Below are 14,467 nucleotides of genomic sequence, written 5' to 3'. Positions count from 1 at the left end.
TGTAGTTGTTCTACATTGATAAATTCTAACGCAGTTAGCATGATATTTAGCCCGCTAGGATGATTAGCTACTTAAGTGAATTGGTATAACGTGGTTAAAAACTTAACGTTATAATTAAAAAGCGCCGATGGGCGCTTTTTTTATATTTGTATTTTTACCCAAGCGAGGACCTATGTCCTAAGCAATCCTTGCTTTTATAGCTAAACTACGTAGAATCCGCGCAATTTTAAATTTTTAAGGGTCAAGCCATGATCGATTCAACTCTTCCACTTCTTGATTTACACCGTCACCTTGATGGAAATGTTCGCTCAGAAACCATTTTAGATCTTGGCCTAAAATTTAATATGGATTTGCCAGCAAGCGATGTCGAGTCGTTGCGCCCGCATGTGCAAGTAATTGAAAATGAGCCTGACTTACTTGGCTTTTTACAAAAGCTGGATTGGGGTGTAAAAGTGCTCGGCGATCTAGACGCATGCCGCCGCATTGCCTATGAAAATATGTTTGATGCTAAAGGGCAGGGGCTTGATTATGTTGAGCTGCGTTTTAGCCCATTTTACATGGCGCAAACCCACAACCTGAATATTGCGGACGTTGTTGCCGCGGTAATTGACGGCGTAAAAACGGGTAGCCGCGAAACAGGCGTGCAGGCAAAGTTAATTGGTATTTTATCGCGTACCTTTGGTGTTGAAGCATGCCAAGCAGAGCTTAATGGCTTACTGGCGCACAAAAATGAACTTATTGCACTAGATTTAGCCGGTGACGAGCTTGGTTTCCCAGGTAACTTATTTGAAGGCCATTTTAAACAAGCGCGCGATGTTGGTTTACAAATCACTACGCATGCTGGTGAAGCCGCAGGCAGCGAAAGCATTTGGCACGCTATTAAAGAGCTAGGAGCAACGCGTATAGGCCATGGTGTTAAAGCGATTGAAGATGCCGCGTTAATGGATTACCTACGCGATCACCAAATTGGTGTGGAATCGTGCTTAACCAGCAATATTCAAACCAGCACGGTTGCGTCAATGGCCACGCACCCACTAAAGCAATTTTTAGCACACGGTATTTTAGCTACCATTAATACCGACGACCCAAGTGTAAGTAATATTGAAATTCGCCACGAATTTGAGGTGGTAGCACCTCAAGCTGGCTTAACTCAAGCAGAAATCACAACAGCACAAAAGAACGCATTACAAATTGCGTTTTTAAGTGATAGCGAGCGTAAAGTGTTAATGGGGAAATACGCGTAACACTATAGCGTCATTTTTCAAAATAACACACGCCTCCCTGCACTCCTAAAAAGCCCTTCCTTGGGCTTTATGTTACTTTTCTTTTCTTCGCCAAAGATAAAGTAACCAAAAGAAAGGCGACCGCAAAATCAAACTTTTCCTCACATCAATTTTGAATTTAAAGATAAACGCCATGAAGCAACGTCCATGTACAACATGGACTTCATTGAAGAGTCAACTTTATTTTTGGGCGCCGGGAATTCCAAAGGGAGGCCGGCGCTTTTAATAGTGGCGTTAGAATTCATCCAAGAAGATGTGTGACATCGGTCATCCCTGATCTCATTTCAAAACACTGTGAAATTTTGTTTCGGTTGCTTTTCAACTTTGGCTGCTTTCGCTAATGTGACAGACAGGCTTTATTTTTAGTACTTAGTCAGGTTTAACTCGTTTTTTAGTTACACCCTAGTCGATAATTCCTTAACCTATAACTCATTATTAATTCTACAATTATTAAACATTATTTTATTTGTTATAGCGGTAACTTTTATAGTTTAATACGCACTTCGTTGGATTTTCGGGAAATTACTTCTTAACCTTTTGTTATCAATGGGCATTTTGAGGTGTCGGGTTGAGAGTTATGACCGCTGGAGATCAAGGTTTTTAAGAATAGTTGAGGCTCATGACATGAATTTAAAGATGAGCGATAACAACTGATAAGTATAAAAAGAAGTATATTAATGAAAAAATTTGGTTTAATTAGCGCGTTAATGTTGGGTTCTATGTCTGTAGCTGCCAATGATGTGATGGATATTTGCTTGGTTACGGGGCAGCCAAGCACCGATGTTCAGGTTGAGAGTATCAAACGAATTAAAATTGCGAAGGGTTCTTACGGCAGTGTAACAGACATTTTGCCTGCGTTCGGGAAGGAAGCTAATTCTTTAGGTGCTAATGCGGTGGTTAATTATATAGGTTCTCAGCGCTTCGGTTTTTGGCCTTGGCGGCTTGTTCGTCCGATAGTTCGAGGCGAAGCTGCGAAAATTGACTTTAATAATGGGAAAACATGCGAAAGCATTGGTGGTGCAACGATTCGCAGGGTTATTGAAACAAATAAAGAGCCGCATTTAGTAAATAGCTAGTATTTAGTCGAGTGTAAAATAAATAATTACGTTGTCACCTTTCACCCATTAATCAAACCTGAAAGCGGAGTTTAAATGAATAATGCGAGACAGGGAGCGAAGCGGTCGAGCAAGCCATGTAGGAATGGGTGAATAGCGCCTTGAGACGAACGAAGTTCGGCTAGCTATGAACGCGAGAAAAGGACTTCGAGCTGGAAAGCGTACAGGGATGTTTAGCGCGTTGCTTCATGGCGTTTATGTCACATTTAAATTTTGCTTGAAGAATTAGTTTGATTTTTGGGCGCAGAGGGATTCCAAAGGGAGGCCGGCGCAAGCCGCCCTTTGGCTGCTGTCGCAAGCGCGACAAACCAGTTTTAATTCTATAAATAAGTTGAGACTTTTCTCTTTAGTTGGATTTATTTAGTTACGATGTCTATCAAGCAAAACAGCGATAAGGTCTTTTCACTTTTTGCAAAGGTGTGTTTCAAAAGTAAAGCAACGTCCTTAACACTCCTTATATTTCTCCTGCACTAACTTCACATAATGCGCTAGCGATTTACCGCCATGGGTTGTAAAAGAGAGCTCCGTAAGCGAAACCGCTTGAATACGATCTATACGAAATTCACGATAATCGTTGCGCAAACGGCAGTAGGTGATTAACGTCCATTTACCGCCCCAATAAACCATGCCTAAAGGTTCAACAAGGCGGGTGGTGATCTGCGACTTGGCGTCTGTGTAATCCAAATTAACACATTTATGTTGCTCGATACCTTGGCGTAAGGTAAGGGTGAAAGCTTGTTGCGCTTGGTTGTGACTCCAGCCCGATACTAAATAGGGCAGGTCATCCACTTTTTGTTTTAAGCTACTCGGTAATACTGCTTCGATTTTAGCGAGTGCAGAATGGGCTTTATCGGCAAGTACGGGATCGGTCCACTCACTCACCATGCGACTACCGAGCATTAAGGCTTGCAGCTCTTCGAGAGTAAACATCATGGGGGGCAGGTCACACTCTGAAATAAGGTATCCAATGCCTGCTTCGCCTTCGATAGGCACGCCCGATGTTTGCAAATGTTGAATGTCGCGGTAAATGGTGCGCTCAGATACGTTTAGTTTTTCGGCTAGCTGTTTGGCGGTTACAGCAAGGCGGCGGCCTTTAAGCAAGTTAACCAGTTGAAATAAACGCTCAGATTTATGCACCATGTTTCCTTATGCGTACGTATTTGTTTGTTAATTATGAATCACAACAGGTTTGTGACAGCACATCGTAATGTTCCAAAATAACACTTTCTTTTTCAATTAACTTGGCAAATTGCTGGCAAATTTCATTTTCATAAAATGCTTCTTGCACACGTTTGGCATCTGCCATGGTGGCAAAGTAGACCACATCAACGTAAATATTATCGCTTTTTTGTTTGGCAAGTGAGCGGTATAGCACACCCGGTTGGTTATTGAGAAATTGTTGCAATGCCGCATTAGCTGCTGTGAATTCTTCAGGTTGTGTGGTTTCTGCTAGTTTGAAGTTTACGATTTCGATTACGTTACTCATCATTTGTCTCCTTTGAAATGATGAGGCTATTTAATCAGGCGAGTGTGTCAGGGAGTGTCAGTAGCAAATGAGTTAGAAAATAAAAAGGAGCCAAACGGCTCCTTGTAGTAAATCACGATATCTATTACTTGATGAATGCAAAAGCATCGGCATACATGTTTTCGCGAATTGCGCCGTGATTAATAAAGTCATCACGTACAGGGCCAATCATATCGAAGCGGCCTGCCATGTATATTTCATAAGGCTCTAACGAAACAATGTCTTTCATTACTGCTTTATGCACATAGCCTGTGTGACCTTGCCATGTGTCAGTTGCGTGCTCTACTACAGGAATAAAGTTAAAGTTAGCTTGGCTTGCAGCCCATGCTTCCATTTCTTCTTTTGCGTAAAGTGCTGATTCATCGCGTACACCCCAATAAAAGAACACAGGGCGTGTTGATTTGATTTCAGCGAGGTGATCAGCCATTGATTTCACGTATGAAAAACCGGTACCGCCCGCAAGTAACACAAGTGGCAGCTCAGAGTCTGTGCGCAGTTGTGAAATGCCTAAGCCAACTTCAAGTTCAGCTTGCGTATTATTAGCAAAGTGCTCTTTTAGGTGATCCAGCGCTTGCATGGCATAACTGTTTTCTTCAGATGCACCAATATGTAATTCAAGTAGCTCTGTTTGGCTTGGGCGGCTTGCGATTGAGAATGCGCGCTTATCCTTTTCACCCAATACCAGTTGCAGGTAGTGACCTGCTTCAAATGACACTGGCTCACTTGGTTTTAGTTCAACTTTATAAACAAACTCTGTTAAAGGAGTAATGCTTACCACGTTTGCTTTAACTAATTGCATTTTTAAACCTTTTCACGACGCAAGTTTAACTGCGTTACTTTTCTAAAATGTTGAGTGAATCCCAAATTTCATCAACATGTTGTTTGACTTTATCGTCCATTACGATGGGTTCGCCCCATTCGCGGTCGGTTTCGCCAGGCCATTTATTGGTGGCATCAAGCCCCATTTTTGATCCTAAGCCAGAAACAGGTGAGGCAAAGTCGAGATAATCAATCGGGGTATTTTCGATCATTGTGGTATCGCGGGCAGGATCCATACGCGTAGTAATTGCCCAAATCACATCATTCCAGTCGCGGGCATTCACGTCATCATCACACACAATAACGAACTTAGTATACATGAATTGACGCAAGAATGACCAAACACCCATCATTACGCGTTTGGCATGACCTGGATATTGTTTTTTCATGGTAACCACGGCCATACGGTAAGAACAGCCTTCAGGTGGTAAGTAGAAATCCACAATCTCAGGGAATTGCTTTTGCAAAATAGGCACAAACACTTCGTTAAGCGCCACACCTAAAATGGCAGGCTCATCAGGCGGACGGCCAGTATAAGTGCTGTGATAGATAGGGTCTTTACGGTGCGTAATGTGGGTGACTGTCATTACAGGGAAGTCATCTACTTCATTGTAATAACCTGTGTGGTCGCCATATGGCCCCTCTGGTGCCATTTCACCCTGTTCAATATAGCCTTCTAATACAAACTCTGCGCTTGCAGGAACTTGTAAGTCGTTCGAAATTGACTTAACCACTTCTGTTTTGCTGCCGCGGAGTAAACCGGCAAAAGCGTACTCGCTAAGGGTATCTGGTACAGGCGTTACTGCGCCTAAAATGGTGGCAGGGTCTGCGCCGAGCGCGACAGACACAGGATAAGGTTCACCAGGGTGCTCTTTGCACCACTCTTGATAATCGAGTGCGCCGCCACGGTGTGATAACCAGCGCATAATAATTTTGTTTTTACCAAGTAATTGTTGGCGATAAATGCCTAAGTTTTGGCGCTTTTTATAAGGCCCTTTAGTAACCGTTAAGCCCCAAGTAATGAGTGGGGCAGCATCACCTGGCCAGCAGTGTTGAATCGGCAGTTTGGTTAAATCAACGTCGTCGCCTTCAATAATCACTTGTTGGCAAGGTGCCTTTTTAACTTCTTTTGGTGGCATGTTAAGCACTTGCTTAAATACGGGCAGCTGACTTAATGCGTCTTTAATGCCTTTTGGTGGCTCTGGCTCTTTTAAAAAAGCGAGTAGCTTACCAACTTCTCTTAGTTCAGATACATCTTCTTGCCCCATGCCTAAAGCAACACGCTCAGGTGTACCAAATAGGTTGGCAAGTACAGGAATAGAATAGCCTTTTGGATTTTCGAAAAGTAGTGCAGGGCCTTTTGCACGCAAAGTGCGGTCGGCTATTTCGGTCATCTCTAAGTAGGTATCAATTTCTTGCTTGATACGTTTTAGCTGACCTTTCTTTTCTAGCAGTTCGATAAAGCCCCTGAGGTCTTTATATTTCATAGTTTGTGAGCTTTACATGCGACATTAATATTGGCGACATTATAGCCTTTAGCCGAGCTTAGGAGCAATTCAATTGGCTTTCTATCAGTTACATTTGTTTATAGCAATACAGGTGCTTTTTTTATCTTTATTCAATAGAATAGAGATAACTCTAATATTAAAAGGATTTTTATGAAATCTTTGGTTCCGCTGTTTCTTTTAACAATCAGCTCTCAACTGCATGCAAATGAAAGCTACGTTGGCATTGATTACTTTGCGTCTAGGCTAGATATCGCTAATGAAGAATCTAAACCTGCAATGGTCAATCTTCGTCTTGGCACTGAGTTAATGAGAAAGATTTATATTGAGGGTCAATATATGGTTTCATCGAGTGATGACGACGTGTATCGATTAAATATGGACTTTGATGAAAGCTATGGTGCTTACTTAAGGTTTGAATCGCTTTCTGAAGGGGATTTAACAACTGAAATCAGTTTAGGGTATGCGTCTACCGATATAGCTACCAAAGGACCAGAAGATACCTACACAGGTACTGACACTGTCGTCGGTTTTGCATGGGGAATTGCACTTAATCAAAGAATACAGTGGGTAGAGGGATTGAAACTAAGGGCTGGGTATCAATCTTTATATGACAAAGATGATATTAAAATTGACGGCTTTACTTTAGGTTTTTCATACTCGTTTTAAGGAAGTAATACAGTGAACATATTTAAATATAGTTTAATCGCTGCCAGTTTAATTGTTGTCACAGGCTGCAGTGAGTCAGATGATACGAGTGAATTAGTTAAAGCAGTCGAGCTTGAAGCGCAAAGAGCGAATGGTACAATTATTGAAAGTATGACTTTTGAAGGCGGTAACGTAAGACTCAAAAAAGGGGAGTCTCGTCAGCTTAAAGCCTGGGGAACTGATAGCAAGGGTGATGTTAGAGATATTACAGAAGAAGTAACTTGGACATCAGCGAATACTGAAGTGGCTACGATTTCAGATAAAGGTTTAGTAACAGCTGTTGCTGAGTTGTCAGAAAACCAAGGGATTGTAGAGTTTACTGCGACAACAATCAATGATATTGCGGATAAGACGGAACTTTCAATTAGTGGTGTAAAGGCGAGCGGTTTAGAAGTCATAGAGCTGGAAGAGCAAGATACCGAGGTGGTCATGTGTCTAAATGCTCAACTGGGCGCGAAGGTAACTTATGAAGATGGCTATATTAGTGAAGCTAATACACTTGGGTTATCTTGGTCAATCGACGAATCGGATATAGCATCAATTTCTGGGAAAGGTATTCTTCGAACATATGGACAGAAAAGTCAAGATATCACGATAACAGCTGAACATACTGACGGTGTATCTGAAGAACAAATTTTCCGAGCTTCAATTGATGCACTTTCAAGTATCTCTTTTAAAAATGAAGAGGACATTGTAACTCAATTACAACTCGAACTGTCTGAGCGAGTTACATTGACGACAGAGCTGGTATTAACAGACCAAACAAAGCATGATATTAGTGCAAATAGCACTTGGCTTAGCCGAGATCAAGAAGTTGTTGCTGTATCTAATGAAGATGAGACAAAAGGAAATTTGGTAGCGTTAACTGTTGGAACTGCGGATATAATAGCTGCATGTGGTGGTATTTCTGAATCAATTAATGTTGCGGTTACGGGAGACTCAACATTAGAAGGCATTACTATCAATGACGGAGTTGAAAAATTATCGTTCGCTAGAGGCGAAACGATTGATTTGACAGTTTATGCCGATTTAAAAGGTACAACGAGTGACTTAAATGTCTCGGAATTTGCTGAATGGAATCTTGGCGATACGGATCTGGCTTCCGGCGAAATTAAAAAAGCAGGAACAAAAGATGCTTATTTTGCGTTAAAAGCGGCTGAGAATGTAATACCCGGGGAGTTTAATTTACTGGTTTTCTATCAAGGGCAGTCATTAGCTATCCCAGTCACTGTAGAGTAAACCGTTAGGGAGGCGAAAGCCTCCTTAAAATAAATCTATTTCACCTGCCTCGCTCGGCGCTTCAGAGTTCTCGCGCCGCAATTTAGTTCGTGTACAGATATTCCACTCTTTGTCATTAAAATCAAATAGCTCGAGCTTTTCTCGTAAGCTGGTGGCTAAGTTAAGTAAATCATCACTGGTAACCGATTGGATTTTAGAGTTTGAAAGTGCATCAGTATTTAATTCTATCATGGCATAAACCGATGATTGTGCATCATCTGACGCAGTTCTTTGTTGTTTTACCTGTTGCTGTATTTGTTCAGATAACGAGTGAATCTCATTCATTGCGTGATCTATTTGGTCTATTTCTAAATTTGCCTGCTGCGATAAATTAACTGTTTGCTGAGTCTCTTCATGTGCTTTCATCATTAACTGGTGTACTAAGTCGGTGCCAGATTGAATGCGACTTACCATGGCACTAACTTCTTTAGTCGATTCGCTGGTGCGTGCGGCAAGGTTGCGCACTTCGTCAGCCACTACCGCAAAACCTCGGCCTTGTTCGCCGGCGCGAGCTGCTTCTATGGCGGCATTAAGAGCAAGTAAATTGGTTTGTTCGGCAATGGAGTTGATAACTTCAATAATCGACGTAATCTGGTCGCTGTCTTTTTTTAGTTGTTCAAGTTGCTCGCCGGTTTTTTCAATCTTAGTTGCGAGCGATGATAGACTTTGCTGGCTGAGATCTGCATCGGAGCGTGTTTGCTTAACGGAGTCGTTGGCGTTTGTTACCGCTTGGTAAATCAAAACTAAATTGTCATCTAATTGGGCTGATACTTCTACCATTGCGGTCATTGATTGCCCGAGTGTTTCGCCATGGCTATGTTGCATTGTTGCCTTTTGCATCATCGAGCTATAGGTATCTTTTAGCTCATTTGCCATTGGATATAACCGTGCTGATGATGCATATACCTCAGTAATTAGATGGTCCATTACTTCAAGCCAGTTATCAATATAGGTGCATTCATCAGCGTAGTCTGTATTGCCATTATTTTGAAAGCGAAATTTGATGTTTACTTTCGTAGGGTTAGCAACTGCTTGAGAGAAGGATGTTAGAAAACTTGCGTCGGCTTTTTTATTTTTTTGGCAATACCCAAATATACCAATAATGACCAGCGACATAATACTTTGCAGTACTAAGTATAGGGTAGAGGCATCAACTAAAAACAGGATTAATAGCGAGCACAGTGCAAAAATTATTATGCTTGGAAAGAGTAGTTTATGTATTTGCATAAATCTGAAATTTAACTCTAAGTGTATAATAGTTATAGAACAGATTTTGTATTGGGCAAATAAAAACGCCAGCTAAGTGCTGGCGTTTTTTAAATTATGATGCAATTACTTTCGTTTCATTGAATCGAAGAATTCGTCATTGGTCTTACACATAGCAAGTTTATCAATTAAGAACTCCATTGCGTCGATCTCTGACATTTCGTGTACGATCTTACGAAGAATCCACATCTTCTGAAGTTCGTCAGCTTTCGTCAGTAGCTCTTCACGACGCGTACCTGAACGGTTGAAGTCGATAGCTGGGAATACACGTTTTTCCGCAATCTTACGGTTAAGGTGTAATTCCATATTACCAGTGCCTTTAAACTCTTCGTAGATAACTTCATCCATCTTAGAGCCGGTATCGATAAGCGCTGTCGCAATAATCGTTAAGCTACCGCCTTGTTCAACGTTACGTGCTGCACCGAAGAAACGCTTAGGCTTATGTAGTGCATTGGCATCAACACCACCAGTAAGTACTTTACCTGATGATGGGATTACGGTGTTGTAGGCACGCGCTAAACGCGTAATTGAATCAAGCAGAATAACTACGTCTTTCTTGTGCTCTACTAGGCGTTTTGCTTTTTCAATTACCATTTCGGCAACTTGTACGTGACGGCTTGCTGGTTCGTCGAACGTTGAAGCAACTACTTCGCCTTTTACAAGGCGTTGCATTTCGGTAACTTCTTCAGGACGTTCATCGATTAGTAAAACGATAAGCTCACACTCTGGGTGGTTTGAGCTAATAGACTGCGCGATGTTTTGTAGCAACATTGTTTTACCCGCTTTTGGCGGAGCTACTAATAAACCACGTTGTCCTTTACCAATTGGCGCTGCTAAATCAATTACACGGGTTGTGATATCTTCAGTACTGCCATTACCACGTTCCATACGTAAACGGTCGTTCGCGTGAAGTGGTGTTAAGTTTTCGAAAAGGATCTTAGTACGAGAGTTTTCTGGCTTGTCGAAGTTTACTTCATTAACTTTAAGTAGTGCGAAATAACGTTCGCCATCTTTTGGCGGACGAATTAATCCATTAATTGTGTCACCAGTACGTAAACTAAAGCGTCTGATTTGGCTAGGCGATACATAGATATCATCTGGCCCAGCTAAATAAGAGGCTTCGAAAGAACGAAGGAAGCCAAATCCATCTTGAAGTATTTCTAATACGCCACCGCCATAGATGTTTTCGCCACTCTTTGCGTGAGCTTTTAAAATGGCAAAAATGATGTCTTGTTTTCTTAAGCGGCCTACATTTTCAAGTCCCATGGACTCAGCTAGTTTTACAAGTTCGTTAATCGACTTATTTTTAAGTTCGCGTAAATGCATATTGGTGGGTTCTTTAATGTTTTATTCTCAAGGTTTTTGAGTGGAAGTAATAATGAATAATTACTTAGGATAAATATGATGTAGAAAATAGCAGCTCTTGTTAAAAGCGTCCAGTCTTTATAAAAAAATAATCAGTGCAAAAATGAAAAAAGGCTGGTTAAACCAGCCTTTTTCTTATGCGTTCTCTTCTAAAAACTCAACTAGTTGAGTTTTAGATAGTGCACCAACTTTAGTTGCAGCAACTTGACCGTCTTTGAACAGTAGTAATGTAGGAATACCACGAATACCGAACTTTGGCGGCGTGCCAGAGTTTTGGTCAATGTTTAATTTACCGATCGTTACACGACCAGCAAATTCTTCTGCTACTTCATCAAGAATTGGCGCGATCATTTTACAAGGACCACACCACTCAGCCCAAAAATCAACTAGTACAGGGCCGCTAGCATTAACTACATCAGACTCAAAGCTATCGTCTGTTAGTTGGATAATTTTATCGCTCATTGGGTTCTCCGATAATTTTCGCGAATTTATTTATAGCGTATTTAAACACTATTGTTTCTTATTGCAAGTTTAAGCGTTATGCTTATTCGCTATGAATAAGACACATTTAACCGAAACAAAGTTTGCCGACTTTGATATTGCGCCGGAAGTGGTTGCCGGACTTACTCGCAAAGGCTTTGAACTTTGTACGCCAATTCAGGCAAAAAGTTTACCTTATGCACTACAAAAACGAGATATTGCAGGGCAAGCTCAAACTGGTACAGGTAAAACCATTGCGTTTTTAGCTGCGACTTGTCACCACTTATTGGTCAATAGTAAAGGGGCAAGTAAACACCCAAGAGCGCTTATTATGGCGCCTACTCGGGAGTTAGCGTTACAGATTTATAACGATGCAAAAATCTTTGCACCCGACTGTAAACTTAACCTTGGCATTGTATATGGTGGCGAGGAATATGAAAAACAACAGGCACAGTTAGAAAAAGGTGTAGATATTTTAATTGGCACAACTGGCCGATTGATCGATCTATATAAGCAGGGCTGTTACAGCCTAAACGATATCGAAGTTGTAGTACTTGATGAAGCCGACCGTATGTTCGACTTAGGTTTCATTAAAGATATTCGCTATTTACTGCGTCGCATGCCTGAAGCGACAGAGCGCTTAAATTTACTGTTCTCAGCTACACTTTCATACCGCGTACAAGAGCTAGCGTTTGAGCATATGACCAATCCAATTCATGTGCAGGTTGAGCCTGAGCAAAAAACTAATCAGCGTATTCAAGAAGAGCTTTTCCACACATCTCAAGACGATAAAATTCCACTTCTTCTTACATTAATAGAAGAAGAGTGGCCGGATAAAGCGATTGTATTTGCTAATACAAAACACATGTGTGAAAACGTATATCAGTGGATGAAAGCAGACGGGCACCGTGTAGGTTTACTTACAGGTGACGTTAACCAGAAAAAACGCATCTCAATTTTAAAGCAGTTTACTGATGGTCATTTAGACTTTTTAGTTGCGACCGATGTTGCCGCGCGTGGATTACACATAGATGCAGTAAGTCATGTTTTTAACTTTGACTTACCAGATGATTGTGAAGATTATGTTCACCGAATTGGTCGAACTGGTCGTGCAGGTGCTTATGGTCATGCCATTAGCTTTGCTTGTGAGCAATATGCGTACAACCTTCAGCCAATTGAAGAGTATATTGACCATGCGATCCCATTATCACATTATGATAAAACAGCATTGTTAGACGACATTCCAAAGCCGCGTTATAACCGTGCAAAGCGTCCAAACCAAAATAACCGACGCTCAAATAAACCAGCTCAAAGAAGAGCTCATAGTTAGTAGTTTTTTGAGGTATCAATGCTAACCGTTGATAAAGCAAATGATCAGAACTGTTATGCCGTTATAGATTTAGGCTCTAACAGTTTTCATATGTTAATAGCCAAAGCCGTAGCAGGCGACTTGCAAACAATTGGACGTGTTAAACGAAAGGTAAGATTAGCGGCGGGGCTGGATGAAAATAGCCAGTTAAGCATTGAAGCTATGCAAAGAGGGTGGGAATGTCTGTCCCTTTTTGCTGAGCGACTTCAAGATATTCCGAAAAATAATATTACGATTGTTGCAACAGCTACATTACGCTTAGCGGCAAATGCGCAGCAATTTGTCGAAAAAGCGGAGCTAATTCTCGGTCATCCAATTCGCGTAATCAGTGGTGAAGAAGAGGCAAAGACAATCTATAAAGGGGTAGCGCACACTTCATCCACACTCGGTAAACAACTGGTTATTGATATCGGTGGTGCCAGTACAGAAGTGGTGATTGGCGATGGCTTTGATCCTCTGTTATATAAAAGCCTAAATATGGGTTGTGTAACCTATCTTGAAAAGTACTTCGAAAATGGCTTGTTAACGCATGACAACTTCGAAGCCGCAACAAATGCAGCAAAAGAAGTTATTGCACCTGTAGTGGCTGAGTATAAACAACTTGGTTGGTTAAGTGTGTCGGGGGCATCTGGTACGGTTCAAGCTATTCAGGAAATCATGATTGCACAAAGGCAAGATGATTTACTGACGCTTGATAAACTGAATGCCATTAAACACCAAGCTGTTTTATACAAATCGATTGATAAACTCGACCTTCCTGGATTAATGCAAGAACGAAAACTTGTATTTGCATCGGGCCTTTCAATTTTAATCGCATTATTTGAAAGTTTAGATATTGAAGTTATGGGGCTTGCTGGTGGTGCATTAAGGGAGGGAGTCTTGTACTCCATGATCCCGGAGCTACATAATAGCGATATTAGAGAACGTACAGTTCAAAGCTTTATCAGCCGTTATCATATTGATGCAACGCAATCACAACGTGTCGCAGACGTCGCACTTTTATTTGCAAAGCAAGTAAAAGATGATTGGCAGTTGAATGATGAAGACTTATCGATTCTGGACGCTGCTGCAAAGTTACATGAAACAGGCTTATTAATTGGTTATAAAAAGTATGGTCAACATGGCGCATACATAATGACGAATACTGATATGCCAGGTTTTACCAAGGCACAGAAAAACCGTGTTGTTTTTTTAGTTAAGTATCACAAAGAAGATATCGACAAGTTAAACTTTGAATCATTAGGCTGCTTTTCGGATGTGACATCTAAGTTGCTCCATATATTACGTCTATCTGTTATATTGAGTATGCGTCGTAAAGACGACGTACTACCTGAATTAAAGTTAGTTACATCAAATAATGATTTATCAATTGTTATTCCACATATATGGTTTAGCCAGCACCCACTAATGCAAGCCGAACTCGAAGCCGAGTGCGAGTATGCGCGCAAAGGTGGTCAAACTTTACACATAGCGGTTAACTAAAGCGTCAAAATATGGCGTTTTTGTTAATAAAACGCCGCTTTTGTTCGCTAAATGAGCGAACGCACCAAATTTGCAACTTTTCTTTAAAAAAGGGGTTGCGCCCAAATCAAATTTCTCTATAATGCGCCTCCACCAACACGGGGAACGACGCAGTATAGCAACGAATCACGAGTTGGTTGAGTTAAGTAAAACTGAGTTTTGAAAGTTTTCAAAATAAAAAGAAAATAATCAAAATTAAGTGTTGACAAAAAAATAGGAAAGCGTAACATACG

Annotated in this window: 13 protein-coding genes; 6 read left to right on the top strand and 7 right to left on the bottom strand. The window is 41.1% G+C overall.

The window, feature by feature from the left end; all coding sequences use genetic code 11:
- The first annotated feature begins 248 nt into the window (after positions 1-248).
- Complete coding sequence (gene add / locus AN214_RS20880) at positions 249-1,244, top strand: adenosine deaminase (RefSeq protein WP_054981482.1); 996 nt, start codon at positions 249-251, stop codon at positions 1,242-1,244.
- A gap of 716 nt (positions 1,245-1,960) precedes the next feature.
- A complete protein-coding gene (locus AN214_RS20875; protein ID WP_054981481.1) occupies positions 1,961-2,359 on the top strand; it encodes a hypothetical protein in 399 nt (132 codons plus the stop codon).
- A 483-nt stretch (positions 2,360-2,842) separates the two neighbouring features.
- Here the strand turns inward: AN214_RS20875 and AN214_RS20870 are convergent, their stop codons facing one another.
- The 4 genes from AN214_RS20870 to ubiD all read right to left on the bottom strand — a co-directional run bounded on the left by AN214_RS20870 (position 2,843) and on the right by ubiD (position 6,229).
- Positions 2,843-3,538 carry a YafY family protein gene (locus tag AN214_RS20870; protein ID WP_152960827.1) on the bottom strand — a complete coding sequence of 232 codons (696 nt, stop codon included), beginning with the start codon at positions 3,536-3,538 and terminating at the stop codon, positions 2,843-2,845.
- A 31-nt stretch (positions 3,539-3,569) separates the two neighbouring features.
- Entirely contained in the window at positions 3,570-3,887 is a 318-nt protein-coding gene (locus AN214_RS20865; protein ID WP_235576787.1) for a hypothetical protein, read from the bottom strand.
- A 121-nt stretch (positions 3,888-4,008) separates the two neighbouring features.
- Positions 4,009-4,722, bottom strand: coding sequence for an NAD(P)H-flavin reductase (fre, locus tag AN214_RS20860; RefSeq protein WP_054981479.1), 714 nt, complete (start codon positions 4,720-4,722; stop codon positions 4,009-4,011).
- A gap of 34 nt (positions 4,723-4,756) precedes the next feature.
- Positions 4,757-6,229 carry a 4-hydroxy-3-polyprenylbenzoate decarboxylase gene (gene ubiD, locus AN214_RS20855; RefSeq protein WP_054981478.1) on the bottom strand — a complete coding sequence of 491 codons (1,473 nt, stop codon included), beginning with the start codon at positions 6,227-6,229 and terminating at the stop codon, positions 4,757-4,759.
- Positions 6,230-6,400: 171 nt separating this feature from the next.
- Between ubiD and AN214_RS20850 the strand changes: the two genes are divergently transcribed.
- Positions 6,401-6,916 (top strand): outer membrane beta-barrel protein, encoded by a 516-nt coding sequence (locus AN214_RS20850; RefSeq protein ID WP_054981477.1) that lies wholly within the window; start codon positions 6,401-6,403, stop codon positions 6,914-6,916.
- A gap of 12 nt (positions 6,917-6,928) precedes the next feature.
- On the top strand, positions 6,929-8,194 hold the full coding sequence (locus tag AN214_RS20845) for an Ig-like domain-containing protein (RefSeq protein WP_054981476.1): 1,266 nt from the start codon (positions 6,929-6,931) through the stop codon (positions 8,192-8,194).
- A 24-nt stretch (positions 8,195-8,218) separates the two neighbouring features.
- Here the strand turns inward: AN214_RS20845 and AN214_RS23285 are convergent, their stop codons facing one another.
- The 3 genes from AN214_RS23285 to trxA form a co-directional block, all read right to left on the bottom strand.
- Positions 8,219-9,460: a methyl-accepting chemotaxis protein gene (locus AN214_RS23285; RefSeq protein ID WP_054981475.1), complete on the bottom strand. Its 1,242-nt coding sequence runs from the start codon at positions 9,458-9,460 to the stop codon at positions 8,219-8,221.
- A 105-nt stretch (positions 9,461-9,565) separates the two neighbouring features.
- A complete protein-coding gene (gene rho, locus AN214_RS20835) occupies positions 9,566-10,825 on the bottom strand; it encodes a transcription termination factor Rho (RefSeq protein WP_010562309.1) in 1,260 nt (419 codons plus the stop codon).
- Positions 10,826-10,999: 174 nt separating this feature from the next.
- Complete coding sequence (trxA, locus tag AN214_RS20830) at positions 11,000-11,326, bottom strand: thioredoxin TrxA (RefSeq protein ID WP_010562308.1); 327 nt, start codon at positions 11,324-11,326, stop codon at positions 11,000-11,002.
- 91 nt (positions 11,327-11,417) lie between these two features.
- Between trxA and rhlB the strand changes: the two genes are divergently transcribed.
- Together rhlB and gppA are read left to right on the top strand one after the other, a co-directional pair.
- On the top strand, positions 11,418-12,674 hold the full coding sequence (gene rhlB / locus AN214_RS20825) for an ATP-dependent RNA helicase RhlB (RefSeq protein WP_054981474.1): 1,257 nt from the start codon (positions 11,418-11,420) through the stop codon (positions 12,672-12,674).
- A gap of 18 nt (positions 12,675-12,692) precedes the next feature.
- Positions 12,693-14,195, top strand: a complete 1,503-nt coding sequence (gene gppA, locus AN214_RS20820; RefSeq protein ID WP_054981473.1) for a guanosine-5'-triphosphate,3'-diphosphate diphosphatase — start codon at positions 12,693-12,695, stop codon at positions 14,193-14,195.
- Positions 14,196-14,467: the final 272 nt, after the last annotated feature.

This window comes from Pseudoalteromonas sp. P1-9, from assembly GCF_001399975.1.
Lineage (GTDB): Bacteria > Pseudomonadota > Gammaproteobacteria > Enterobacterales > Alteromonadaceae > Pseudoalteromonas.
This window is presented reverse-complemented; position numbering and strand designations above follow the sequence as displayed.